Source organism: Deltaproteobacteria bacterium IMCC39524, assembly GCA_029667085.1.
Lineage (GTDB): Bacteria > Desulfobacterota > Desulfuromonadia > Desulfuromonadales > BM103 > M0040.
In genome coordinates this window covers 85,074-111,115 of sequence record JARUHJ010000001.1, presented here as the reverse complement: position 1 = coordinate 111,115, position 26,042 = coordinate 85,074, and the positions used below count along the sequence as shown (strand labels likewise).

Here is a 26,042-nt window from a genome sequence, read left to right as displayed (position 1 = left end):
AGGCTCAGGCACAGGCAATCTTGGGGGAAACTATAATCATCCCACAAAGAGTATTGACTTGCTCCAGGAGTGACTGGATATCCTGTTGCAGTACGATCGTACATTGCTCCTCAAGGACAGAAGTGAGGATTTCATCAGTGGTCAGCGGGTTGGCGAGCACCACGCGCAAAACGGTCAGCTCCTGAGTGTATCCGGGCACCTTCAGACGCGTTCTTGAGACGAAGGTTTTGCCGGCCTCACGCTGATCTTTCTGCAACAGCTGGTTAACCTGATCGATCAGGGCATTAATCTCAGCAGACTGTTCGTCCTTAGCTTGAGCTAAAGCCTGCTGGACGTGTTTCGGACAGTAACGATAGGTGAGGATATTCAGTTGCGGTGTATTGGTCAGCTCGAAATCCGGATGCTGAAGAATCATTTGCGCAAAAGAGTTAGCGCGCTCGATCCCCAGATCAATGAGGAGCTCATAACCCTTCCGGCCGATGATTGAGAGACCGGCGTGGACCAGCATCGCCATGCCGGGTCGAGAGCCTTCGAGGGTATGACTGCCGAGGTCCTTGGAGCCGTGACGCAGGATATAGTTGGCGTGATGCTCGATTGCAGAGAGCGCCGTAGGATCTTTGAAAAGCACCATCCCCGCCCCCATCGGCACATAGAGCTGCTTGTGAGCATCGATGGTCACAGAATCGGCACGGGAAATCCCGTTCAGCAGGGGACGATAACGTTCGGAAAAAAGCGTTGGCCCTCCCCAGGCGGCGTCGACATGGAAATGGCAACCCAATTCAAGAGCCAGGTCGGCCATTTCGTCGAGAGGATCAACGGTGCCGGTCTCTGTGGTTCCGGCAATCCCGACCAGCGCCATGGGACGAATCTTCTCGTCCTGTAAGCGACGACAGGTCTCTTTAAGCTGAGTCATATCGATGCGGTTGTTGCTGTCGGTCTCAACCTTGACCAGGTTGTCCCGCCCCAGGCCAAGCAGATCGACGGCCTTGCCAAGCGAGTAGTGGCCGCGACTGGAAACGAGGACAGCGAGGCCGTCGCAATCGAGATGTCGTAATGCGCGAACCAGACCTTCCTTGGCTATACCGCCAAAGTCCTCGGATGGAGCGCAGAGCGTGTTGCGGGCGACCCAGAGTGCTGTGGCATTAGCAATCGTGCCTCCCGAGCAGAAGGCGCCAAGGGCATGTTGACTGTTGTGAATCCATTGCTGATAGAAGGCATCTTCGCCCTGGTAGACAAGATGGTGAAGCATGGTCAGGGCTTGACGTTCCAGTGGTGTGAAGGCTTTGGACGTCTCAACCTTGACCAGGTTCTGGTTCAGTGCCGTCATGATCCTCGAGAGCGGCAGCATGAAATATGGCAGCGCCGAGGTCATGTGACCAATAAAACCGGGAGCAGCGGTATGCACAGACTGGGCGACCAGCTTCTCTTTAACAAACTCGGTGTATTCGGAGACAAAGGTTGGTTCTTCGGGAATAGACGACAGAGAGAAGTCAGCCTCAATCTCTTCGAGGCTGCGTTCAAGAGCAACGATGTGCGTTTGCAGGAAACCGGCGACATCTTTGGAAATCGCCTGATCGATCTCGCCAAGAGTCGATTCGGGCGCTTCCGGAATCGTAAAAATCCGGTAGAGGTTTTCCAGGGTCGCGCGTGCCGTATCTTGGGTCATCATATCTTAAGCCTAAGAGATGAGGTTGCCGTTATCGATCAAGCGGGTTTTACCAACAGAAACCGCCAACAACATGACCGATTCGTGATCAATTGTAGAGACCTCTTCAAGACTCTGCGCATTGCAGATCTTTACGTAATCAATGTTCAGATCGGCCTCGGCATGCAAACGACCCTGGGCCATGGTCAGAATCTTTTCGGCATCTGACTCTCCATTCTGAGCCATCTCGGCCGCTTGACGCAAGGTGCTATTAACAACCAACGCCTGCTGCCTCTCATCTTTGGATAGATACACGTTGCGCGAGCTCATAGCCAGACCGTCTTCTTCGCGAATGATCGGCAGACCAACAATATCTATCAGCAGGTTAAGATCAGCGGTCATGCGGCTTATCACTGCCAACTGTTGAAAATCCTTGCGTCCGAAAAGAGCGACGTGCGGCATGACAATGTTGAAGAGTTTGGTCACCACGGTGGTGACACCGCGGAAGTGGGTCGGCCGACATGCCCCTTCGAGGGTTGTCGTCAAAGGGCCTTCGACAGCAACGTAGGTAGCATACCCTGGTGGGTATATCGCTTCGGCATCGGGATAAAAAAGCAGATCGACTCCACACTCTCGTGCCAGACTCTCATCACGCTCAAAGTCACGCGGATAACGGTCAAGATCTTCTCCATGACCGAACTGGGTCGGATTCACAAAGATCGACAGAACCAGCAAATCGCCACGCTTGCGCCCTTCGCGCAACAGGGAGAGATGGCCTTCATGCAAAAAACCCATGGTCGGCACGAAGGTGATTGTTTGCCCAGCGGCCCTGGCGGCCAGACAGCGGTTCTGCATTGATTTGATATCTGAGATTATTTCCATGTTTTTCAAGGGGACGCGGGACGAGGAACGCGAAAACCTCAAACCAACCCCAACACCTTAATTTAATATGTTTTTGCTTTTGACTTCCTCATGCCGCGTACTGAGCCCCTAAAACGAATGCTCCGGGCCCGGGAAACTCCCATCCTTCACTTCACGGATATAATCATCAATCCCTTCGCGAATCGTTCCTGAGACATCGGCGAAGCGTTTGACAAACTTCGGCGAGTATTTCTCGCAGAGTCCGAGGATATCGTGAATCACCAGAACCTGACCGTCACAATCGACCCCGGCACCGATGCCAATCGTCGGAATCGTCAACTCTACTGAGATTTCTTTAGCGAGCTCTGCGGGAATCCCTTCGAGAACTACGGCGCAGGCGCCGGCATCGGCAACCGCACGGGCATCTGCCAGCAACTGATTTGCCTGGGCCTCTTCACGGCCCTGGACACGAAAACCTCCCATGCGGTGAATCGACTGTGGCGTCAAACCGATATGCGCGACTACCGGTACATCCATAGCAACAATTGACCTGATCGTCTCGGCGACGTTGACGCCACCTTCGAGCTTGACAGCATGAGCCCCGCCCTCTTTGATCAGACGGCCGGCATTACGACGTGCATCAGCAAGATCGACCTGATAGGACATGAAAGGCATATCGGCAACAACCAGAGCCTGACCGGTTCCACGAACCACAGCGCGGGTATGGTAGATCATCTCGTCCATGGTGACCGGCAGAGTGTTATCGTAACCAGCGAACACGGAGCCCGCAGAATCACCAACCAGGATCACATCCACCCCGGCCTGATCCATGATGCGGGCGAAAGGATAATCGTAGGCAGTCAGGACCGTAATCTTCTCACCACGGGCTTTCATGGCCTGCAGAGAAAGGACTGTCGTTGTCTTTTTAGTTGTTTCACTCAAGGGTGTTAACCTCCTGAAATCATATCTAAAACGAAAAAAGCCCCCCGAGTCCGTACGGAAGGCAGTCGCATGTCACGGTGCAGGCACCGATCGTGTTCCTTACTACTACTGCCGTCCCGGTCTCATCGATCCAGGCGGTATGTCGTTTAACCATTTTTTTAGTGCAGCTCCGGCACAAGTTCCGGGCTTTAAAAACAGCGTTCTGAAAAAGCGATTATTCTATAGCATAGGCCCCTAAGGGTGTCTAGTGTGATTTACTTAAAACGTCTAAGTGGCTCGTCCTTATCAAGTAAAACAAGGCCTGCACGATAAGCATCGGCCTCTTTTTTACCCAAAGACCAGTATTCGCGCATTCCACCCAAATAAACGAGTGGGTCAAAGACTTTCACGTCGGCTTCACCCTGCTCATTAAAGGCTTCCTCACAGGCATGAATTTCAACGATTTCACCTAAGACTAGGCGATAGTCACCCAGCTCAACTTCGCTTACGTAGCGACATTCCACATTGAGTGGTGACTCATCAACCAGAGAAACACCCTCGAGCGTTCCGGGAGAAACTTCCAGAGCGGTCAACTTCTGCTTATCAACCTTCTTGCCCGAGGCCAGCCCACAAGCATCTGCGGCCTGCGCCATCTTTGCAGGGACCACGTTAACCGAAAAGGTTCCATTGGCCTTGATGTTGGCATAGGTATGACGATCACGATTCAGCGAGACAGCAATGGTTGGCGGGGTTTTACTGACGATCCCCACCCAGGACGCCATCATCAAGTTAACCTCACCCTCGCCGTTCTGGGTTGCGATCAGGGTGGTTGGTTGTGGGAAAAAGGTGACGCAAGCACCGAGTTGTCTTTTCAGCAACTTAATCTCCTTAAGTTTATTGAATGGTTAAAAATTAGCAACTCATGAGAAAGGGACAACCCCCCGGAGGGACAGTCCCTGACAATAAAGTCCACACATATACATTTTTACGCTCTAATCTTCAATAGCCTCAAGTGCACGTAAAAGGACAACATACAGGCTGGTCGTTGACGGCGGAGCAGAGTGCAAGGTTTCTACGAGGGAAAGATAAGCATCAAGGCGTTGTCGTTTACCCGCCAGGAAAGCATCCGTGCCCTGCCCTGCAGCCACGACGCTTCGGGTCAGTTTAATGGCCTGCTTGATGAATGCGCTGCGCAAGCTGACCAATGCAGCCCTGTCCCAATGATCGTGCGGTGTATATTCGTTGAGACTTTCCATAACCTGGGAAATTTTCAGGCGCAGACGCATTTCACCAACCGCAGCAGTCACTTGCAGCAGATCGGCTCCGGTTTTTTCAACAATGTGGACTGCCGGCAAGAACCCGGCCAGGTAACGGAAACTTGCCATTTCCAGGGCCATTTCTTCGGGGAAGCCTTCTTTTACAATAACTTTCGCGGCATCTTTACACACCTGCCATTCTGCCTCTGGGAGCAGTTCGACAAGATGGGTACGGAAGACGTTCAGGCGCTGGCGATAATCTTTGACGCTAGCCTTATCAAGGCGCATCGGCAAGACCTGTTCGAAGATCTGACGGCAGAGTCCTGCCAGAGATCTTTCAAGCCCCTCGAGAAGCTCATATTGACGCGCTGAAGACATTTTGTTGTCCACAGCCGCAACCTGTTTACGAATGGCGTCGCCATTCAGGACTTCGTCAAAGACCAGGTAGGCAGCGACCCCTTGGATGATGGTCGCACCTGATTGCTGTACCAGGGTATTCAGAAAGGCACAACCGGCCTGATCCACAATCCGGTTGGTAATCATGGTGGCGATGATCTCTCGTCGCAAAGGATGATTTTTGATCTGGCTACTGTAGCGCTTGCGGGTTTTATCCGGGAAATACTGTTGTAGAAAGATTTGGGTCGACTCCTGGTCGGGCAACTCACTTTCAAGAAGAGTTTGATAGAGGTGCATCTTGCTGTAAGCAAGCAGGATCGACAGTTCCGGACGCAGATAGCCACAGCCGCGAGCAGTAAGCTCCTTAAGCGAGGGCAGGGACTCGCCTTTACGATCGAGCAAGCCAGTGTTCACTAATCTCTCGGAGAGTGCAACGAAGGGGTCGATATCATACTGGCACCTTCTTAAGTCGAGAGATAGACATTGACTCTGCGTGTAGTTGTTGGCCAAAACCATATGGCAAACATCCTCTTCGACCTCCTGAAGACGATGGTTCCTGGTCCGTTCGGTTTTGATCACCCCGGCTTCACGCAAGGTCTGGAAGAATATCTTCAGATTGACTTCATGGTCGGAGGTATCGACTCCCGCCGAGTTATCAATGGCATCGGTATTAATCATGCCACCACACATGGCATATTCGATACGTCCGTGCTGAGTCAGGCCGAGATTCCCCCCCTCACCGATGACCTTGGCTTTAACCTGTGAGGCACTGACACGTACGTTATCGTTAGCGCGATCACCGACGTCGAGATTCTTCTCCTGAGACGATTTGACATAGGTGCCGATACCGCCATTCCACAACAGCTCAACATCGGCAAGCAGTAACCTCCTGATCAGCTCATCACCTTCCATGGTTGTGTGACGAACACCCAGCCACTTCCTGATTGCCGGAGAGAGCGGGATCTCCTTGGACGCCCGCTCCCAGACTCCACCACCCTCTGAAATCAGGGCGCTATTATAATCAGCCCAGGTCGAACGGGGCCTATCAAACAGCCTCTTGCGCTCTTTCCATGACTTTGCTGTATCCGGGTCAGGATCGAGGAAGATGTGCATATGGTTGAACGCCGCGAGCAGGCACGTCTTTTTTGAAAGCAGCATGCCATTACCGAACACGTCGCCGCTCATGTCACCAATACCAACCACGGTGAAGGCTTCATTCTGGATATCTTTACCAAGTTCACGGAAGTGTCGCTTCACGCACTCCCAGGCTCCACGCGCTGTGATGCCGAGTTTCTTATGGTCATAACCAACTGAACCGCCACTGGCAAAGGCATCACCCAACCAGAAGTTGTAATCGAGGCTGACAGCGTTGGCGGTATCCGGCAGGTGGGCTGTGCCTTTATCTGCGGCAACCACGAGGTAAGGATCTTCATCGTCATAGACCACCAGACCGGTCGGCCCGACGATCTCGCCAGCCACCCGGTTATCGACCAGATCCAGGAGACCGCGCATCAGTGTGATATAGGCCTGGCGTGAGAGCTCTCCCCCTTCTTCGCGCGTGGTAAATGGTGTCTTGACGATAAACCCACCTTTAGAGCCTACCGGCACGATCAGGGCGTTCTTGGTCATCTGGGTCTTCATCAGACCCAAGACCTCGGTGCGGAAATCATCCGGACGATCAGACCAGCGAATGCCCCCGCGGGCGACTTTGCCTCCTCTTAGGTGGACACCTTCCATGGTTGCGGAATGCACGTAGGTATCGTACATCGATCGCGGTAACGGCATGTCGATAACACCAATCGAGCTGATCTTGAAAGAGAGGAAATAATCCGGGTCGTCTCGTCTTATAAAGAAATTGGTCCGCACCGTGGAATCAATTAGATTGAACAAGCTACGCAGGATACGATCTTCGTTGATATCCCGAATCTGATCCAGCGTCTGCGCCAGCTCCATGCGGATCGGCATGAGCGCTTCTTCTTCACGCTGTATGGAGTCCTGCCAATCCGTGCTCGGTTGAAAACGAGCTTCAAAGTAGCGATAGAGGAGCAAGGCGGCTTGCGGGTTGTTGATGAGGGTAAAGGCAACGCGGCGTTTTGTGAAAGGATTGCCCAGCTGGAAGTAATAGTTTCGATAAGCTCTGAAAACATCGACTTCCTGCCAGTCAAGGCCGGTCAGAACCATGAGTCGATTCAGGTAATCATCCTCAATACGTCCCTTGCGCAGCCCGGTCAGCGTTTTCAGCAGGTTATCTCGTTGGGCCGCAAGCGGCTGGCCATCAGGGTAGCTGTTTCGAACCGCGAAACTTTTCACATAGATAGTACGCCCATCGACCTCAAGGAAGAAATCAACTTCATCCACAACGGCCAGAGCGAGGTTCTCAAGAAAAGGCATCAACTCGTTAAGGTAACTTTCCTTAAGACTGTAGAATTGCAATCGGTAGAACTCCTGCCGCTCCTGGAAAGGGCCCCATAGATCAAAGCCGTCATCGCCGGTTGCTAGCAGTTGCTCAATGGCGCGAACATCCCTTATGGCAAAACGAGGGTGGATCAATTCTTTATAATCTTTCGGGAAAGAGTCTGCGTAACGGTTCCACAAGTTCAACCCGACACGACCCTCTGCCCCACGCAAGATCAGTAGACGCAGTTTCTCCTCCCAGGGTCGTGCAAGATCCGTCAGCACCTTCTGCAGAGCATCAACATCGATTCTGATCTGGTCATCCTCGGGCACAACACGGAAGTGCAAGCTGACATACTCGGAATAGAAATGAACTTCACGCGATGAGACATGCTGCGCCGAAAGAAAACGACCCAGGTAAGACTCCATGCGCCGCACCGCATCACGACTGTAATAATCACGCGGCATGATGACCAGCAGAGTGACACCTCGCAGACTGAGGCTACGGGTCACGACCAACTTGACCGATTGTTGCCTTTGCAAACTGACAAATGACTGCACCAGGCGGTCGAGCGCCTTGTTGGACAGGAAAAACATCTCCACCTTGGGAAAGGTATTGAAGATTTCAACAACCTTACGATAGTCGTAACTTTCGCTCGGCACATGTTGACGGTTTAAAGCCGCCAGTAGCTTGGTTTTCAATGGCAGAACGTTGCTGGCCAGTTCGCTAACGCTATTTTGCGAAAAGAGCCCGACATAAATATGCTCAATCCTTCTGTCCGATTTGCAACATTCCCTGAAGCCAAGATAGATCAGGTTATCCTGCTGATAAATCGGGCTGATCTCCTGAAGGATTTCAACGACTAGCGGGTTCTTGCGTGCCAGAATTTTTTTAGCGCGCTTGGTAAATTCCGGGGTTTTCTTGGCGCCGTCAACCTGGGCAAGAAGAGTGTCCGGCAACCATCCCAAAGGTGCTTCAATCAATCGAAATTTAGCGGTTTTCCCGTTAAGATTCAGGACTTCAACCGAGGCATGGCCGAAGCAGATAAAGTTTCCGTTCAACAGCCATTCAGTGAAATCTTTCTGTTCTTGGCTCTCGTCCAGCAGAGCGAGTTTCTGCAGGCTCTGATTCAAATCTTTGCGTTGTCGCCCTACCGTCTCGGCAATCTGAAATACCCGGCGGATCTCTTCCTCGACAGAAGTCGTATCAAGATCTCGGACACCTTCAAACTGGACAATTATAAAAGATTCCAGTTGGCCATCAACGAACTGCTCGCCAATACCGGCAAGAACTCCGTCCTTGCGATTAATGTTTAATATCGGATGGGAAATTACCATGGCTCGCTGCGGCAGATGCTGCAGGATGGTTTTTAACGAGTCGACCAGGTAAGGGACATCGGGAGCATTGACAAGGAGAAAAGAAGACCCGGAGTTGGGCGGTCTAAAATAGGCGACATTGACGTCTTGATCGCGCTGACGCAGGAAATTAAGAAACGACTGAAGCCACTCCAGCAATTCAGAACCGGAGCGTTTGAGTAAAGCCTGAGAGTGGCTGTAAACCAGCAGAGAATCAGCCAGGGCTAACAAGTTTTGGGCATCTTCTCGGGAGGGATGGGTCTTTAACAACCTCTTCAGATCGGCAATTCTGGCCTGATGTGCCTTGCCGAAACTTTTACCATGCTCTTCAATAATCAGTTCCATCGACAACCTCTCAAGCGATACAGGCGGTGGGGAGAAAAGGACCGGGAGCAGAGATCGCTCCAGATACCAGACATGTGCTTTAAGTCTAGGAGATGAAAGTGACTTTTCAACTCCTCAACGTCGAAAAAACCAATTATTGCAGTTAATTATCGTGAATAACGATCTCCGCTCCCTGACGCAGTGTGCCGACCCACTCTTCCAGGAGTTTGGAACTCTTGGCCTGTTTCAGAAAAGCAATGATCTTGTCGCGGGCTTCATCCAGAGTCGGTGGCGCAGGGATTTCACGTTCTACGACCTTAATCAGGTGATAACCGTAGGGAGTTCTGACCGGCTCACCGACTTCATCAACGATCTGGCTGAAGGCCGCGTCAGCGAAGGTCGGGTCGACATCCTCACGACGGATAAAACCCAACTCGCCGCCTCCCGGTGCGCTGGCACAGAGGGAATGGGCCTTGGCAATCTCGGCAAAATCCTCCTGAATCGCTTTAAGCTTGATCGTCTTGGCATGTTCAAGGGATTTCTCAGGATCATCTGGATCCACAGGAAGCAGGATATGGCTTGCACGTACCCGCTCCTGCCCGCGCAGTTGATCAGGATGCGAAAAGAAGAAGTCTTTGATCTCTGCCTCGGTCGGATCTTCGATCTCACGGCATTTACACACCGACATCTGGTCAACCGTAACATCCTTGCGTACCATCCTCAGGAAAGTCGCTTCATCCATACCTCGCTCGGCCAGGCGTTTCCAGAAATCCGCCGGGTTGCCCATCATGCGCAAAATTCTCGCAGATTCATCTTCAACAGCGTCATCATCTGCAACAACGCCTTCAGCCAAAGCTGCCTGGAAAATCAATTCCCTTGCAATCAGACGTTCCAGGGCCATTGCGCTGAGTTCTTCGTGGGACTCAAGCGGAACTTCATCCAAGGTGGCATGAAACTGCTCCTGGGCAAGACTCTGCATCGCCGCATTGAGGGCTTTATCATCTATGGGCGACCCGTTTACGGTCGCGACCAGCTGGTCCATTCTGGAGCTCCTGTTATTTAGATTATCTGGTAAAAAAACTTGAGGACCTCACCATAGAGACACAGAGAACACTGAGAAATCTAGAAGATTGAGCCTTTAGTTCTGGATTTACTCTGTGTCCTCTGTGCCTCCGTGGCAAAAAATTTGATTGATAAGATTAATAACGCCTTCAACTCAAAACGTTTTCTCCATTAATGGAGTACAGCAGATTTGCCAAGGCACCAAACTCCTCGATGGTAAAGGTTTCTCCACGACGACCCGGGTCAATTTTGGTAATTTCAAAGGCCTGATCAATCTGTTCTGCCTGCCACCCTGACCCGAGCAAGCTGTTGCGCACGGTTTTACGACGCTGAGCAAAAGCGCTCTTGACCAATTTGCGATAAAGGGCTTCGTTATGCACATCCACACGCGGCTTCGACAAAGGCATCATGCGCAAGACGACGGAATCGACCTTGGGAGGGGGGAAAAAAGCACCCGGCGGGACCTTGATGATCCTTTCAACATGAAACCAGGTCTGCATGAGAACCGAAAGAATGCCGTAGTTGCGCGAGCCTTCTGAAGCGACCAGGCGCTGACCAACTTCCTTCTGGAACATCAGCACCAGACAGCTGAAAGCATGCCGATGCTCGAGAACTTTGAAAAGAATCTGACTGGAGATATTGTAAGGCAGGTTGGCGATCAACTTGTAAGGAGGTTGTGTTAACAGCTCCGACCAATTGAAACGCAACACATCCCCGGTCTTGACTTCAAGGTTTGCCTCGTCGCGTTCCTCTAAAGCCTTTGCCAGGTCACGATCAATCTCCACAGCGAGAACCGGCAAGCCCGATGCCAAAAGACGCGTGGTCAGAGCCCCCGGTCCAGGACCTATCTCGAGGACCCGATCTGTCTCTTGCAGCTCTGCGGCCGCGACAATACGATCCAACACATGCTGATCATGCAAGAAGTTCTGGCCGAAACGTTTTCTGGGCCGGGGATTACTCATAGCTTTTCATCATCACTCGTCTCACGTTCCGTGCCGCGATTTTTGAATTTCTTATGCCAGTGTCGACGGGGCCAACGTGGCACGCGCCAGTTTTTAACCACGGGAATCAGTCGCAAGGTTGATTGGTAAGCAAGAAAACCGAAAATCACTCCAAAAATAATACTGCAAAACCACATGGGAAAAAGAACTTCCCAGCCAAGGGTCGAATAAGCCTTCCAGGTTAATTCCGAAGGCAATGCAAAGCGCTCCATACCAAGCAGGCGACGACCAAATTCATATTCAGCAGCATAGATAAAAGGTGCCGTGACAGGATTGGTGACCCATACACCAAGGACTGCAGCAAGACGATTTTCACGAAGAAGATAAGCGAAGAAGATGGCGATCGCCATCTGGAAACCGAAGGTTGGAGTCATACCAATAAAGATACCAAGGGCAACCCCCTTGGCAATCTCATCCGGTAGACCACGCAGACGGACAAAGCGTACTACCGTCAATTTAACTTGCCGGATAACCCCGACTCCGCGCCACATCAGCCTTAGTTACTCCACTTCGAGTTCAGATTCCGTCTGCAGCAACCGTATCCAGCGTCCAGTTCGCAAGAGCATTGGCGCTGTCATCGGCGTGGCGGCCCTTCTCAAGATAGTAATTTGCAGGAACACCGAGCATGGCTGCATTGTCACCGCACAACGCCGGGCTCGGGAAAAACACTTTAACATCATGCTTGCTGGAAAGCTCTTTAAACCGGCCACGCAGGCCGGTGTTACAGGCGACTCCACCGGCAACGACAATGCGCTGCAGACCTTCTGCCTTGGCAGCGCTTAGAGTCTTGCGGGTCAAGACCTCGACCACCGCAGCCTGAAAGCTGGCAGCAATATCTGCCAACTGTTGTTCATCAATGGCACCTTCATACTTTTCGACATGTTGCAGGACTGCGGTTTTAAGACCGCTGAAGCTGAAATCGAAGTTCTTTTTGTGCAGCATCGGACGCGGAAAATCGATGGCGTCAGGACGACCTTGTCCTGACAGTTGGTCGATGACAGCTCCGCCAGGATATCCTAGGCCAAGCAGTTTTGCCACCTTGTCATAAGCCTCGCCAGCAGCATCATCAAGGGTTTGTCCCAGGGTTTTATAACGACCGATACCATCAACACGGTAAAGGTGGGTGTGCCCTCCGGACACGGCCAGTGCGAGAAAAGGGAAATCAGGGGGGTCTTCTTCCAGCATCGGAGCAAGAATGTGCCCCTCCATGTGATGTACGGCTGCCAGAGGGATATCCAGAGACCAGGCCATGGCCTTGGCCGTCGACAAGCCAACCAGAAGAGCGCCTATCAGGCCAGGGCCGCGTGTGACGCCAATGCCTTCAAGCTGGTCAACCGTAACTCCGGCTTCTTCCAGTGCGGAATTAATGACCACAGAAATAGCTTCGACATGCTTGCGGGAGGCCAATTCCGGCACCACGCCGCCGAAACGGGAATGCACATCAACCTGCGAGGCGACAACATTCGACAGCAACTCCGAGCCATCACGGATAACGGCCGCCGAGGTTTCATCGCATGAGGATTCGATACAGAGGACTAACATGGGTATTGGGGGCTGGGGGCTGGGGCTGGGGGCGAAAATCGCAAAACTCCAAACCCAAGACCCAAGCCTCTGCCTTTAAAGAAGATTTGCTGCCAATTCAGCCAGACAGGAGCGCTCGCCTTTATCCAGGGTGACGTGCCCGGAAATGTCCTCACCCTTGAACTTCTCAACCACGTAGGTGAGACCGTTGCTGGAGGAATCAACATAAGGGTTGTCGATCTGGTAGGGATCACCGGTAAGGATGATCTTTGTACCTTCACCGGCACGCGTGATAATCGTCTTGATCTCGTGCGGAGTCAGGTTCTGGGCCTCATCGACGATCATGTACTGCTTGGGTATCGATCGTCCACGGATGTAGGTCAAAGGTTCAATTTCAAGTAACCCCAGGTCAACCAATTCCTTGTAGCCGCGTTTGCGCTTGCTACCCTCTTCCACGGCGCCAAGCAGAAGTTCAACATTGTCAAAAATCGGCTGCATCCACGGCGAAAGTTTCTCATCAATATCACCAGGCAAAAAACCGATATCCCGACCAAGCGGGAAGATCGGCCGTGAGACCAGGAGTCTGCTGTATTGTCCCTCGTCAGCAGATTTATGCAGGCCGGCAGCGATCGCCAATAATGTTTTACCGGTTCCGGCCTTGCCGACCAGGGTGACCAGCTGGATATCATCATTAAGCAGCATATCAAAAGCAAACTGCTGCTCGCGATTACGAGGATGGATACCCCACAGGCCATCGCTCGGAGCACGCACCAACGAGACGGCCTGGCGAAGGGGCCGGTTGTAGCGAGCCAATGCCGTGTGGGAAGGATTGGCGGCATCTATCAAGGTCAGGCATTGATTGGGAAGAAATTCTTCTTCGAGGGCGAGAAAGCCCTCGCTGTAGAAAAGGTCAACGTCTTCCTGCGGCAGAATAACTTCGCAGGTTCCGGTGTAGAGATCATCGATCGAGACCTTGTCAGATTCGTAATCCTGAGCGGTTATCCCTATGGCGTCAGCCTTGATACGCAAGTTGGTATCTTTGGTGACGAAGATGACATTGGTGTCGGCGCGGTTTTTAGCTGCGAGGGTAACAGCCAGAATCCGGTTATCACCTTGATCAGAACGCAATTCAGGCGGCAGAGAATTCATCAGTTCTTCGGTGTAAAGGTCGACCCGAAGATGACCGCCAGTCTCCAACTCCACACCTTCAATCAGCTTCGCCTTACTCCGCAGGCCATCCATGATGCGCGAAAACTGACGTGCATTCCGACCGGTTTCACTGAGTTCCTTCTTGAAGCGGTCGATCTCCTCGATCACTGTCATGGGGATAACCAGATCGTTATCTTCAAAGCGGAAAAGAGCCTGAGGATCGTGCAGGATAACATTTGTGTCAAGGATGAAGGTTTTACTCATAAAAGAGACCAATCTTTCTAAAGAGGGGTGACTCAATCAGTATCTGGTGCAGTACAGACGAATAGGTTCAGCCATGGATTGCAGCAGTTTTTAGCTAACGATCATATTCGTTGATATAGATGCCATCAGTCGTCGCCATCAACTTGACGTAGATCGGAAGCTCCATACCAGGGACATTGCGTCTACCCTCGACAATGACCTCTCCGCGGGTATTGAGGGCATAGAGGAGTTCCTCTGGTGATTCCTCAATAATATACTTGTTGTAAATACGAGTCTTCATCAACTCCATCCGTGTGACCGGTTGGATTGGTGGCAAAGAGCAAGAGATCAAAAGAAATGTAGCCAGAATCAACAGAACTGGGGAAAAGATCTTTTTGTGCATAACTACTCCTACAAAACCGTTGCACCTACATCAATGGTTCAGTTCTCTGTCGCGACGATTGTCCGAATCGCTGTAAGGGTCTGATTGATATCATCAGCCGTATTAAAATATCCCGGACTGAGACGCACGGTGCCTTCAGGGAGAGTTCCGATACTGCCATGAGCTTCCGGAGCACAGTGTAACCCGACACGACAACAGATACCATATTCGCGGTCCAAGCGGAAGCCCAGCATTGACGGATCGACATTTTTAACGTTAAAGGAAAGCGCCCCGCCATGACGCGCTGAACCGAGGGGGCCGTAGAGGATGACTTGGTCAATCTCCTGCAAGCCCTCGATCAACTGACGCAGCATTTCCTGCTCGTGAGCACGAACAAGATCCAGGCCAAGCTTTTCCAGAAACTCGACCCCGGCCTTGAGCCCTGCCAGACCGATCGTATTCAAAGTGCCACTTTCGAGTCTTTCCGGCATCTCGGTTGGCTGGATTGCTGATTGTGAGAAGTTGCCCGTTCCACCGTAGAGCAGCGGCTTCAAGTCCAGACCTTTGCGGACATAGAGGAAACCGGTTCCCGTTGGTCCAAGCAGGGACTTATGCCCGGGAACGGCAAGCAGGTCGATCGCCATCTTTTCGACATTGATCGGAAACACACCTGCGCTCTGCGCCGCATCAACCATAAAAAGGATACCTTGCTCGCGACACCAGGGGCCAACGTCTTCGATTGCCTGAAGTGTGCCGCTCACATTGGAGCAATGCGTCATGATGACGAGACGGGTACCAGGAACACATGCCTCGCGAATAGCCAAGGGGTTAACCTGGCCAAGCGCGTCGGCAGCAACGCGAACCACATCTACGCCCTGGTCGTTCAATGCCTGAAGCGGCCGAACGACTGCGTTGTGTTCCATCGACGTGGTGACAACCCTGTCACCGGAACTAAGAGCGCCGAAAAGGCCGAGGTTGATGGCCTCGGTGGCGTTGGCAGTGAAAGCGATGCGTGACGCATCCGTGATACCAAAAAAACGAGCCAGGCTTTCCCGGCATTCCATGACCATACGACCGGCATCAAGGGACATATGGTGCCCCCCCCGTCCCGGATTGGCAGAATTCTCGCGTAAAGTCCGCTCGACAGCTTCAATCACCTGGGATGGCTTGGGAAAAGAGGTTGCAGCGTTGTCGAGGTAGATTGACATGATAAACAGACTTCCAGTTAACGCGGGCCTGAGCACATAAGGTCGCGCTCTCCTGCGGAACGGTTCAGGTTTCTGGCAAGACCGCGACAGCCACCGAAGCAGATATCAAGATCTGAGCAGCCATGACATCCTTCGGGACTTTGCGCGATCGCTTCGCACACGGCAAAACGCTCAGAGCTATTCCAGATTTCCTCGAGCGATTGCCCTGGCAGACAGCCAAGTGGTTGCGGCCAGGCTGCACAGGGATGAACAACGCCATGGCAGTCAACATGACTGAGGCTGTTGCCAGCCTGGCAACCACCATACTCTGCGCGATTCTGCTTCTGTCCGGGGGTCATGATCTCCCAAAGGAAAAGATCATGTATCTCCATCTCCGGAAGAGAGCCCCCACTTTCGATGAAGTTTTTCCAAGTCTCTCGAAAGGCTTCAAGGTCCTGCCAGCGGGGCAGTTGTTCTGCCGAATAATCATGGAAGCTATCACCGATATGCGCGTTTGACAACTTAAACCTAGGAATTTCATGCTCGACACAAAAGCTCAGAAGAGCGGGAATATTATTCAGATTTCCACGTAACGGAGTGAACGCAATGTGAGGCTCGTGACCGATCTCGCGCAACTCCAGGACAACTTGGAGCAGACGCTTTAAGTCGACTTTGCTTTCGTCTCGGGCAAAGGAGGTGATATTCAGGAGGACCTGCACACCTGCAGGTGAAAGCCGAGCAAGACGAGTGAGCTCATCTTGGCTGCCGCAGCAGGTCAAGATGAGCTGACAGCCACCACCGAGGATCTCGAGAACTTCCTCCAGAGACGGATGCAGGAGCGGGCGTCCCTGCAAAAGGACAAAGAAAACGCCGGCGTCCATGACTGCCTCAGCAACAGCAGTCAAACTCGTGCCTTGCTGCCCGGTCGCATCATCAGGAAAATCCCAGGTCAGACGAACCGGGGTATCTAACAGGTCAACGCCCATAACAAACTATCCTCTCTAGAGTTCGTCGCCTGACAGCGACGAGGATTCAGCAAGGGTGAACGTTACTTGAAGCGACAACACGAGGCTTAAAGTACTTTTTCATGACGACTCTCCTTTCTTTAAAAAGTGGCGCGTGGCACGTGGTGCGTAGCGCGGAAAAACTTCTTATTCAATTAAAACCAGTCAGGGCTCATGACGACTCATTAGTCTTGTCCCTTCTTTTTATTTTTCTCGCGTCTCGCCACGTGCTACGCGCCGCAGGCGTTACTTCCAACAATGCGGATCAGGCTGGTTAAAATCACCGGTGGTCGCAAAAGCACGCGCTGTGCAACCGCCCTGACAGTCTTCAAAGGCGCCGCATCCTGAGCACTTGCCGGTGGCTTCCTTGGAGCGCATCGCCTTGAGAACCGGTGAATCGAACCAGATCGTCTCAAAATCGTCCTTGAGAATATTACCGACAACGACAGGGATAAATCCACAGGGGGTAATATCGCCATTGGGTTGCAGATGCAGGGAAAGCTTGCCGCAGCTACTCCCCTTAACCATAGTTTTTTCCTGGTATTCAGGCAGCGATGCGATCACCGGGTCATCAAAGGAGATTTTCAAATCCTTTGTCTGGTTCTTCACCGAAAGGGCCTGCAAGTAGAACGCCTGCCACTCGTCGGGAGTGAGGTCCAGATCCTCACGATTTTTAAATCCCCGGCCACTACATTTGAAGTTATGCAGATAAACCTGTCCGACCTTGTGACTGCGTGCCAGATCGAGTAAATCCATAAAGGACTGATAATTAATCCGGGAGATGACCGAACTCATAGTGCTCTTCAGGCCAACATTGGCAAGGGCATCCAGACCTGACACGGCCCTCTCGAAAGAGCCGGGCCTATTGCGGAAGTTGTCGTGAATGTCGGCGAATGCGCTGTCGATACTGATGCCGACACTCTTAAAACCGACGTCCTTAAGCCGTTGAGCGGCTGATTCATCGAGCATCCAGCCGTTGGTGTTCATGGAAACATTCAAACCCTGCTTCGAAGCGTATTCAGCCACGTCAAACAGGTCTTTACGCATCAGTGGCTCACCGCCGCCAAAGTTGATAAATGGCACCTGCTGCTCCACCAGAATATCAATAATTCGCTTTACATCTGCTGTTGCCAATTCCGGACATTGTTCATCACGACTATAACAATGCTCACAGGTAAAGTTGCAGCGATAGGAAAGCGTCCAGTTAAACGTCAAGGGTGCAGAGAACATTTCTGTGACTTCAGCCATTGATCAACCAACCTCTCTCCGCCAGATCGGCGACAAACTCGGCAACATCAGCTTCTACTTCAGCTGTTTCCACGGAAAACTCCATGGCAAGTTGTTCAGCGATCCCAGACAACGTCTGTGCACCGTCACACTGTTGCCAGATCAGGCCACCAACCAGGTTCAGTTGATGCATCATGCCGGAAAGCAACAGGATCACCGTACCGCTGTCGTCAGCATCCTCACCATTCTCGAGAGCCTTCATAACTTCTGCCTGACGACGCTTTTCAACACGCCAGACAATATCGGGGTTTCTTAGAGGTTTATTCACAAGGGTTATCCTTTTTTAATCAACAGGACAGGTATCTTTTTAACGCAAAGGCGCAAAGATTATGAGAAAAGAAGCAAAAAGAATCTTTTCTGAATAAAAATCCTATGCCATCAAACAGTTCGGTCACGAAACAGCAAACTGATCAACAATACAAAAGCCAATCCAACCAGCACCGAAATCTTCCCTGAGGTCGCCACTCCGGCGGCCGTTGCCGCAACCCCCCAGGACTGAACAAGTCCACCGCCGAGCAGCATACCAACGACGGCAAGACCGGCATCGGCGTCACCCTCACCGGCTTTGATTAACTGCCGGAATGGGCAGCCACCGATCAGAACCGAGAGCCAACCGACCAACAACATCCCCAGAAAGCTCCAGAGGTACTCAAGGTGCGCCCCCGGCTGACCGTACAGGCCGAAAGTAAAGCGGCCCATAAAGATATTGGTGACAAAGGCACCGATCAGGAAGGCGAAGAAGCCCCAGAGAAGTGGACTGCGAGTGCCCATTAAAAGGCCATCGCGAACGCTGCCGGTGACACAGAAGCGGCTGCGTTGAGCAAGAACTCCAAGCAGCAAACCGACCGCCAGCGATATAAACAGAGGAGCGTGCTGTGCAGCACTACCACGATCCGAGAAGAGCAGAAATGATGGCCGCGCCAGCAGGAAGACCAGTAACAGGATGAATCCTGCAGGAACCAGCAGTCCGGTCGCACCACGCTCATCTTCAGCACGTCCCAGGTCGACGCCACGAGCCAAACCCTGCAAGCCGATCCAGACTCCTGCGATCAAACCAAACAGCCCTGCCAGAGAAGAGATATCCCCCGCCATCAGCCTGAGGAACAACTTGATCGGACAGCCGATAAAGACCGCGCTGCCGACGATCAGGAAAACACCCGAGACCAGTCTGGCCAAGGGTGCGCTGCCACCACGCGAGCGAAACTCGCGAAACAAGGACGCACAAAGAATCGAGCCGAGGACGAAACCGATCAACTCCGGACGCAGATACTGCATGCGTTCATTATCATGTAAACCTAGTGCACCGGAGGTGTTTTCAATGAAGCAGGAGACACAGATGCCGCTGTTCTGGGGATTGCCCCAAACAGAAAGCAGGGCACCGAGGACACCAAGGCCAGCACCTGCAGCCAGAACAACCCATAAATGTCGATCACGCAGCGAGAGACTCATTCACAGCCTCCGGCGAGACGGCTCTGCAGGTAGTAGCCGTCTTTCAAGACCTTTGCAAGAGTGAGATTGTCTGGCTGAACACGCAGGCGGTCGCGAATCAGCGGCAAGCCTTCCGAGACAGCCGATTCAATCAACGGCCTCTCGCTCAAAGGGCTGGCGGAATCGACATAATCAGCTTTGCTTCTAACGGCTTTGGCCAGTTTGCTTACGGCACGATCAAACTGTCCCATACGCAGCAGGATATCCCCACTGAGCAGATCATTGTGGGCTTCACCCGGCAAGGTTCGACTTAACTCTTCCAGTTTAAGCAAAGCATCCGGCAAGGAACCATTATCCCGTAACGTGATCACAGGAGAATAGTGCCGTTCAATAAAGGCCACTCGTGCCTGATGCAGCATCTCGCGTTCGAACCTGCGATTGGCTGCCTGGGCATCCTGATTGTCATCACGTGGTCCAGCGCCTGCCATCAGCACAGCAGTAAAGATCAGCACGCCCACCAGGGCAACGATCAGCAGTTGGTCGAATCGATCACGCAGCATCATTTCAGAATTCCTGGTAAGGAGGCATATTAACGCGTCTCGCCATATCCCGGATCGGATCGTAATCCTGGTCTAGTAACGTCTCGAAACCGTCCACCCACGCTGAATCAAGGACCTTGATCGTCTCGCCATCGATTTCGACCGTTGTTTCCGGGGTCAGTTCGACCAATACTTTGCGAAACTTCTCCGCCAACTCGGCGTCGACATCTTTCGACGCACCAAAAGTGCAGTAAGGGATAATCTCGCTCTGGGCCAGAATACGGAAATCATCGGCAGAGATACGCCCCTCGCGAGTCATAAGCTCAAGGTCAAGAGTTGGCGCAGCGGCAACATCATATTCACCGAAATAAACACCGTAGATGACCTTTTCATGCTTATAGGCACCGTGTGGGATAGCATAGTAATCAAGCCCCACCTCAGGATCGAAACCGGCTTGCAACATCAGGTCGTACTGGGCCAAATAACCGGTCGGAGCCAATTGCGGGCCAAACAGCATCCGCTTACCTTGCAGATCGGCCAAGGTTTTTATCGGGCTGTCTTTCTTGACGATGATGGATCCGGCGGTGCGGGAACCGAACTGACCACGCTTCTCTGTCGCGAGCAACTTCAGGCCATGATTCTCACGCATGATGATATAGAGAAGGCTGTTGCCGTGAGTGAAGGCAAAGTCACCGGCAGCAAAACGCGACTCAAAATCCTGTGTATCAACCGGAACCGCCTCGAAGGGCCGTCCCAACCGTTGCGACAAGTAGGCTGTTAAAGGGCGGAAACGTTTCATGGTCTCCGCTTCGCTATTGCAGTTCATATAGCCGATGCGGATCGGTGGCCCTTCCAGAGGTTGCTCGCAGCCGGTAAGAGCAACGGCGAGGAAGAGTAATATAAGAATGAAACGTTTCATTGATTCTCCAATTAACAATTTTTCAAAATCAGAGTTCATAAAGGTTTAACGCAAAGGCGCAAAGTTAAAGGATAAGCGCGCAAAGAAAAACTTTCCTCCAGGCAAAGACAAAATTTGATTTATCTGCGTTCAACAAAATGTTTTTTATGGTTTACCCTTAGCGTTTTATTATTGCACTTTGCGGCTCTGCATTAACGGTTTCAGCAATGGATAACGGCTATCAACCATCCCCATTCCCGGCCGATCCGAGCCATCACGCACCGCTGCCGCAATAACTTTTTTAGCAGCAGAGCCCCACCAGTTATTACGGGCAACAACGTTGGTAGAGCCATCATTTATAAGCGCATAGACACCGTTTTCAGAGATCTGGTTGCGTGCCAGGCGTCCTTCGCTGTTCAACCAGCGAACACCAGCTCGACCATTCTCAACAAGACGGTTTTCAGCGACTTCAACATCTGAGTCTTCAAGAAAAATGCCATGCTCGCTGTTGGCAGAAAGATCATTGCCAACCACCTGCCCTTTACTTCTCTGCAAGTAAAGCCCTCGACGATTTCCGGTGATCCGATTACTGCTGATATTTAGCTTGCTGTCTCTGATATTCGCACCATTAACCAGGTTATTTTCAATCACGCAGGAGGTCATCTCCAGTTCACTGTAGACGCAACGCAAGCCCCAGTGACTCCCTGAGATAACCGAGTTTCGCAAAGTGACGACACTGTCTCTGAACTGCACCCCGTTAAGGTTGTCCTGGAAGCGACAATGTTCGATAAATACCTGAGATTCCTGGAATTGTGCACCACGAACATTCTTTATAAAATGACTGTTGAGCAAGCGCGCTTTTGCAAAATGCGCGTGAAATCCCCGGTAACCGTATTCGACATTGCAGAATTCCAAAAGGTTCTCTGCCTCACTCACCATCATGTTTATCGCACCCCAGTCTCCCGGACGGGGGTTGGCTTCAGCTGAAGTGAAAAGAACAGGCGCGGACTCTGTACCCTGAACCCTTATCGTGCCCTGAGAAAAAATTTCATGCTCGCCGATGCCATCACCGTTACTGTCAAAACGGGTGAAACGGATCCGGCTTCCCGGGCGAATTTCCAGCGTCGTATCGGCAGGGACAGTCAATATTCCGTCTATCAGGATCTCACCGTCCCAAACGGTATCTTCAAAAAGTGTCTGATCTCCTCGGTAGACCTTTGCATCACCGGCTAAGACCGAAAAAGGCAGAAGCAGTGAGATTATGATCAAAACGAGACATTGCCGCTGGATCATTCGACGACGCCCTCCCCCTGGCGGCCCAAAAACCGGATATTCTCGACATTGTCAGTGACGGAAACCGAGTCTAAAGGCAGGTCGCGTGGGTAAAGTGCAAGCCCGATCGCGTTGCCGCTGACAAAATTACGGTCAAACCGGGGTCGGCTGTCGATATCAACAAAAATCGCTTCTTCATCGTGATCTTGAATCGTATTGCCCGACAGGAAAGGGTTGGAGCCTTTCCAGCAGAAGATGCCACCTTCCCCGTCAGATAGCAGGTTATCAAGAATTTTAGGATGACTCTGCTGTTGCATCACGATGCCATAGCGGCATCGAGTGATTTTGTTGCTTTTGATCTCCGGGGAAGAAGCGACGACACGGATAGCAATATCGGCGCGCTCCAGTTCGGTGTGCAGAATACGACTTTGTGCTGCGCTGTCCAGTGTAATTCCTGACCAGGCAATCTCCTCCAAATCGTTTCGTTCAATCAAGACAAAGCGCACCGGAGCATCATCCGTTCCCAGGATTTCCAGCTTGCCGCGCACAAGCAGCTCCGTTTGCGAAGAAAGATATTCCGGATCAATTTTCGTCCCTTCTGCCGGGAGCACGTTAACCTGCGTGCCGGGGCGAATCGTCAAGGATCCCCCCTTCAGGATCAGGACATCACCTGACATGGTGACAGCGTTCTCCCAAACGAGATCTTGCGCATAAGCACCAGAATATTCAGGCACCAGATCATCGGCCTGCACCATTGAGGTTAAAACGAATCCTGTGAGGCACAAAGCAACTATAGTTCTATTTATTTTATAGATACTTAGTGTCATATCCATCGATTTTTCATGAGGAATTTACGGGCAACAGACATAGCACTGTTCCCGGCCTCGACCTGACGGACCAGAAGCTCAACATCGGCTTTGGTGAGAAGCCTGTTCAACTTGGCCACGGCTGGCAACACTGTGGTGAATTGCAGGTCATTAACGGGCCGAGAACCGGCCACCAATGGCGGCAGGTCAGAGAGTTGAAAGACTGTCTCATTTACAGACTCGTTCACAGGGACAAAAACCAGATCAACTTTATCTGCAGACAGTAGATCGAGCGGATTCTGGCTCACACCAACTTCAACACGGGTGCTTTCGACACCGGTCTTTTCCTGAACATACAAGGTGACGAGGGCATAGAGGAGCTCCTGCTGAGTCGTTGACCCGGCGCCGACAAAAAGTTTAGGGCCGAAGCAGGCCTGAGCCGGGGTCGATACCAGCACAGCCAGCAAAACAATGCCGACCAGAAAAGTTATCTGACGAAGAGCCATTCCACCACCGTAGAACCGTAAAACCAGGAGAGTATGACCAGAGAGACCAGAGCTGCAAGCATGAAAGGTCGATCCGTTCCATCATGTCTCTGAGAATCTGCCTTTGCTGCTGCTCTGGCTGCCAGAGCAGAAAGGAAAAAACCTGACAGCAGGATCACAACGATCACCCATTTCAGGACATCCAAAGGGACGAGAACTCCCGGGGGAGCAAGCGTTTGCATGACATTGATGGCCAGAAAACTTTTCACTCCGGAAGGATCCTGAAGAGCCAGTGGCAGATAGCCGAATTTAGCATTCAACTTAACAATTGCCAAAGCAAAGTGTGCCGAGAGGACCAGTGGTATCAGAGGTAACGCCAAGCGACCGAGAAAAGACATGAAACCGGGAAGGATGGAAGCGACCGATACATCCCTGGGCGCACTTGCAGGCTCCCCTTCCAGGGTCGAGACCTTAATTTGGCCGACGAGATAAACCATCACGCCAGGAAGCAAAAGTAACAGAGGGAAAATCAAGCCAACCCAGATCACGGCCAAGGGATAAAAGCCTGCAGACTCCCAACCGAGGGATAGCGCCAGCGTCTCAGGAACCCAGAAAATAGATTCGCGCAGATCAACATAAACCTTGGCAAAGTTGGCGGTCAGCAGACCGAGCAGAACCAGGAAGAAAAGCGTCTCACCAAAACGTAAACCCTGTTTATTCAGATCTCCCGGCCATCTACGAGCACCAAGGGAGACGTTATCATTACAGCAGGTCTGGACACAGTTAAGACAGAGAGTACACGCTGAGCTGTCATTGATCTCTGCAGGCACCAACCCGACCGGGCAACCTTCCGGTTGAGTTCGCCAGCTGAACCTCATTCCACCGAGAGCAGCTTGTCTCCATGCCGGCTCCGTGGAGATGCACGGTTTGGCTGAGCAACCGACACAAACAGACTTGTCAGAAACACGCAACTGCCAGGGGGCCAGTCGTGCATAAAGGCTGAATACCGCCCCCGCAGGGCAGAGTAGCAGACAGAAGGAACGCTGACGAAAGATCAGCCCGGCGACAAGTGCCAGTATCAACATCCAGGTCAGGAAAATGGCCGTATAATCCGGATAGCGGTGTATGGAGAAAAAATAGACTAACAGCTGCAGGAACACCAGCACCAGGGTGACCGGGACAAAATTATTAAGCCAAGCAGGCAGTTCACGACGCAGCCCGAAACGACTCAAGACACCATTAATCCAGCCCACCGGGCAGACGGTACACCAGGAACGGCCAAAAACCATGGCAACCACTACCATCCCCATCATCCAGAGAACCCAAAGGTTGAAGGTCGTGAAATTGGAGTACATCAAGGGATCGCGAACCTTAACACCGGGAATGGCATGCTGGTGCCAACCAAAAGCAATCATCACCAGCAATAGCGCCAGCATGATCAGACGCACCAGGCGCCAGGTCCATGTCGACCGAATAATCGGGCCCAGAGCAGGAAGATTGAGGATGTTTTTTAGCATATAGAATCCTGGTACAGGGTTCGAGGTTCGAGCACCACGGAAAGAACTATCAGTAAACGGTTGTTCATCCAAAACCTCGTAAAGACAAGTTCTTTATCAACAAAACCAAAAGGAGGCGTTTTTAAGCGATACGCAAAGTGTCACCTTGTTCATATTTATCCTCACGCCACGCACCACGTACCACGCACCTCATGCCGCGCCCCTGTTTCTAATGATAAACCTGGTAAGGACGAACATACTCGTCGTGGCTATTACGATACAAGACCGGTTTCCCGGTAACCATTTCCAGCGACCGGGCCGACCACTCACGGACGACGTGGACTTCATCTTCTACAGTCTTTGAGAGGGCGGCAGCAGCAGCGGGGCCTCCCAAAGGCCCCAAGGCCATGGCAGCATTCATTCGCACCTGTGAATCAGCATCTTCCAGTCCTGCGATCAGAGCAGATTCTGCCCGCACATCACGCAACTTGCCAAGGGCCAGAAAAGCTTCAGCACGTTGTTCGCCTTCAGTCTGTATCAACAAGGCATCCAGAGCACGCTTATCAGCAATATCTCCAACGGCACGAATAGCCGCAGCAGCACCCTCACCTTCTGCATCAGCGAGGTAATCAAGCAAAGGCATCACGGCGAGCCTGTTCAGCTTGATCAGGCCCCGTGTCGCATAGCGACGAACTTCGCTGTTCTCATCATCCAACGCCGACAGTAAGGCAGGAACCGCCGTTGCATCACCGATGTCACCGAGAGCCCAAGCCGCCACGTAACGTCGTTCCAGCGACTTGTTAGCCAGAACCTCACTGATGGCCGGAATGGCATCAACAACCTTGAGCGTGCCCAGAGCGGCGATGACATATTCACGAACCTGCTTATTCTTATCTTGAACGCGGGGCAATAGAGCCGGAACGGCCCGGTCACCGATCTCCACAACCATTGTGTAGATACGGTCCGAAAGACCCGAATCTTCTGAGGCCAACAAACCAACCAACTGTTCAATAGCTTGCGGATCACCACCACGAGCGTTGGCTTCAAGCTCTTCCAGGTTCAGAACCGGCTCAGCAGAACAGGCTGTGAAGGCAAAAAGGCAAAGACCAAGCAGAAAATAACGCAACAT

The 26,042-nt window shown here is 52.1% G+C and carries 23 protein-coding genes; all 23 read right to left on the bottom strand.

Features of this window, described 5'->3' with window-relative positions; all coding sequences use genetic code 11:
• Positions 1-4: 4 nt before the first annotated feature.
• A complete protein-coding gene (panP, locus tag P9J64_00505) occupies positions 5-1,666 on the bottom strand; it encodes a putative pyridoxal-dependent aspartate 1-decarboxylase (protein ID MDG5466795.1) in 1,662 nt (553 codons plus the stop codon).
• 12 nt (positions 1,667-1,678) lie between these two features.
• Positions 1,679-2,527, bottom strand: a complete 849-nt coding sequence (gene panC / locus P9J64_00500; protein MDG5466794.1) for a pantoate--beta-alanine ligase — start codon at positions 2,525-2,527, stop codon at positions 1,679-1,681.
• Positions 2,528-2,635: 108 nt separating this feature from the next.
• Positions 2,636-3,448: a 3-methyl-2-oxobutanoate hydroxymethyltransferase gene (panB, locus tag P9J64_00495; GenBank protein MDG5466793.1), complete on the bottom strand. Its 813-nt coding sequence runs from the start codon at positions 3,446-3,448 to the stop codon at positions 2,636-2,638.
• Between the two features lie 254 nt (positions 3,449-3,702).
• Positions 3,703-4,305 carry a flavin reductase family protein gene (locus P9J64_00490; protein ID MDG5466792.1) on the bottom strand — a complete coding sequence of 201 codons (603 nt, stop codon included), beginning with the start codon at positions 4,303-4,305 and terminating at the stop codon, positions 3,703-3,705.
• A 114-nt stretch (positions 4,306-4,419) separates the two neighbouring features.
• On the bottom strand, positions 4,420-9,174 hold the full coding sequence (locus tag P9J64_00485) for an NAD-glutamate dehydrogenase (protein ID MDG5466791.1): 4,755 nt from the start codon (positions 9,172-9,174) through the stop codon (positions 4,420-4,422).
• 142 nt (positions 9,175-9,316) lie between these two features.
• A complete protein-coding gene (locus P9J64_00480; GenBank protein MDG5466790.1) occupies positions 9,317-10,195 on the bottom strand; it encodes a peptidylprolyl isomerase in 879 nt (292 codons plus the stop codon).
• A 169-nt stretch (positions 10,196-10,364) separates the two neighbouring features.
• Positions 10,365-11,177 (bottom strand): 16S rRNA (adenine(1518)-N(6)/adenine(1519)-N(6))-dimethyltransferase RsmA, encoded by an 813-nt coding sequence (rsmA, locus tag P9J64_00475; GenBank protein MDG5466789.1) that lies wholly within the window; start codon positions 11,175-11,177, stop codon positions 10,365-10,367.
• Positions 11,174-11,707, bottom strand: a complete 534-nt coding sequence (locus P9J64_00470; protein ID MDG5466788.1) for a DUF2062 domain-containing protein — start codon at positions 11,705-11,707, stop codon at positions 11,174-11,176. Before P9J64_00470 ends, rsmA begins: the two co-directional genes overlap by 4 nt.
• 25 nt (positions 11,708-11,732) lie before the next feature.
• Positions 11,733-12,758 (bottom strand): tRNA (adenosine(37)-N6)-threonylcarbamoyltransferase complex transferase subunit TsaD, encoded by a 1,026-nt coding sequence (gene tsaD, locus P9J64_00465; protein ID MDG5466787.1) that lies wholly within the window; start codon positions 12,756-12,758, stop codon positions 11,733-11,735.
• Between the two features lie 75 nt (positions 12,759-12,833).
• Complete coding sequence (locus P9J64_00460; protein ID MDG5466786.1) at positions 12,834-14,150, bottom strand: PhoH family protein; 1,317 nt, start codon at positions 14,148-14,150, stop codon at positions 12,834-12,836.
• A gap of 94 nt (positions 14,151-14,244) precedes the next feature.
• Positions 14,245-14,532: a hypothetical protein gene (locus P9J64_00455; protein MDG5466785.1), complete on the bottom strand. Its 288-nt coding sequence runs from the start codon at positions 14,530-14,532 to the stop codon at positions 14,245-14,247.
• A gap of 38 nt (positions 14,533-14,570) precedes the next feature.
• The gene (locus P9J64_00450; protein ID MDG5466784.1) at positions 14,571-15,719 is read right to left on the bottom strand and encodes an aminotransferase class V-fold PLP-dependent enzyme; all 1,149 of its coding nucleotides are present in this window, start codon (positions 15,717-15,719) and stop codon (positions 14,571-14,573) included.
• Positions 15,720-15,736: 17 nt separating this feature from the next.
• On the bottom strand, positions 15,737-16,684 hold the full coding sequence (locus P9J64_00445) for an SPASM domain-containing protein (protein ID MDG5466783.1): 948 nt from the start codon (positions 16,682-16,684) through the stop codon (positions 15,737-15,739).
• A gap of 264 nt (positions 16,685-16,948) precedes the next feature.
• Entirely contained in the window at positions 16,949-17,950 is a 1,002-nt protein-coding gene (locus P9J64_00440; protein MDG5466782.1) for a GeoRSP system radical SAM/SPASM protein, read from the bottom strand.
• Positions 17,943-18,257: a pyrroloquinoline quinone biosynthesis peptide chaperone PqqD gene (gene pqqD, locus P9J64_00435; protein MDG5466781.1), complete on the bottom strand. Its 315-nt coding sequence runs from the start codon at positions 18,255-18,257 to the stop codon at positions 17,943-17,945. Before pqqD ends, P9J64_00440 begins: the two co-directional genes overlap by 8 nt.
• Positions 18,258-18,367: 110 nt before the next feature.
• The gene (gene yedE / locus P9J64_00430; protein MDG5466780.1) at positions 18,368-19,438 is read right to left on the bottom strand and encodes a YedE family putative selenium transporter; all 1,071 of its coding nucleotides are present in this window, start codon (positions 19,436-19,438) and stop codon (positions 18,368-18,370) included.
• Positions 19,435-19,980 carry a hypothetical protein gene (locus P9J64_00425; protein ID MDG5466779.1) on the bottom strand — a complete coding sequence of 182 codons (546 nt, stop codon included), beginning with the start codon at positions 19,978-19,980 and terminating at the stop codon, positions 19,435-19,437. The genes yedE and P9J64_00425 overlap by 4 nt, the downstream gene beginning before the upstream one ends.
• Position 19,981: 1 nt before the next feature.
• The gene (locus P9J64_00420; protein ID MDG5466778.1) at positions 19,982-20,875 is read right to left on the bottom strand and encodes a phosphate/phosphite/phosphonate ABC transporter substrate-binding protein; all 894 of its coding nucleotides are present in this window, start codon (positions 20,873-20,875) and stop codon (positions 19,982-19,984) included.
• A gap of 168 nt (positions 20,876-21,043) precedes the next feature.
• Entirely contained in the window at positions 21,044-22,147 is a 1,104-nt protein-coding gene (locus P9J64_00415) for a right-handed parallel beta-helix repeat-containing protein (protein ID MDG5466777.1), read from the bottom strand.
• Positions 22,144-22,881 (bottom strand): right-handed parallel beta-helix repeat-containing protein, encoded by a 738-nt coding sequence (locus tag P9J64_00410; GenBank protein MDG5466776.1) that lies wholly within the window; start codon positions 22,879-22,881, stop codon positions 22,144-22,146. The genes P9J64_00415 and P9J64_00410 overlap by 4 nt, the downstream gene beginning before the upstream one ends.
• A 68-nt stretch (positions 22,882-22,949) precedes the next feature.
• Positions 22,950-23,438 (bottom strand): hypothetical protein, encoded by a 489-nt coding sequence (locus P9J64_00405; GenBank protein MDG5466775.1) that lies wholly within the window; start codon positions 23,436-23,438, stop codon positions 22,950-22,952.
• Positions 23,420-24,934: a 4Fe-4S binding protein gene (locus P9J64_00400; protein MDG5466774.1), complete on the bottom strand. Its 1,515-nt coding sequence runs from the start codon at positions 24,932-24,934 to the stop codon at positions 23,420-23,422. The genes P9J64_00405 and P9J64_00400 overlap by 19 nt, the downstream gene beginning before the upstream one ends.
• 208 nt (positions 24,935-25,142) lie before the next feature.
• Positions 25,143-26,042 carry a HEAT repeat domain-containing protein gene (locus P9J64_00395; GenBank protein ID MDG5466773.1) on the bottom strand — a complete coding sequence of 300 codons (900 nt, stop codon included), beginning with the start codon at positions 26,040-26,042 and terminating at the stop codon, positions 25,143-25,145.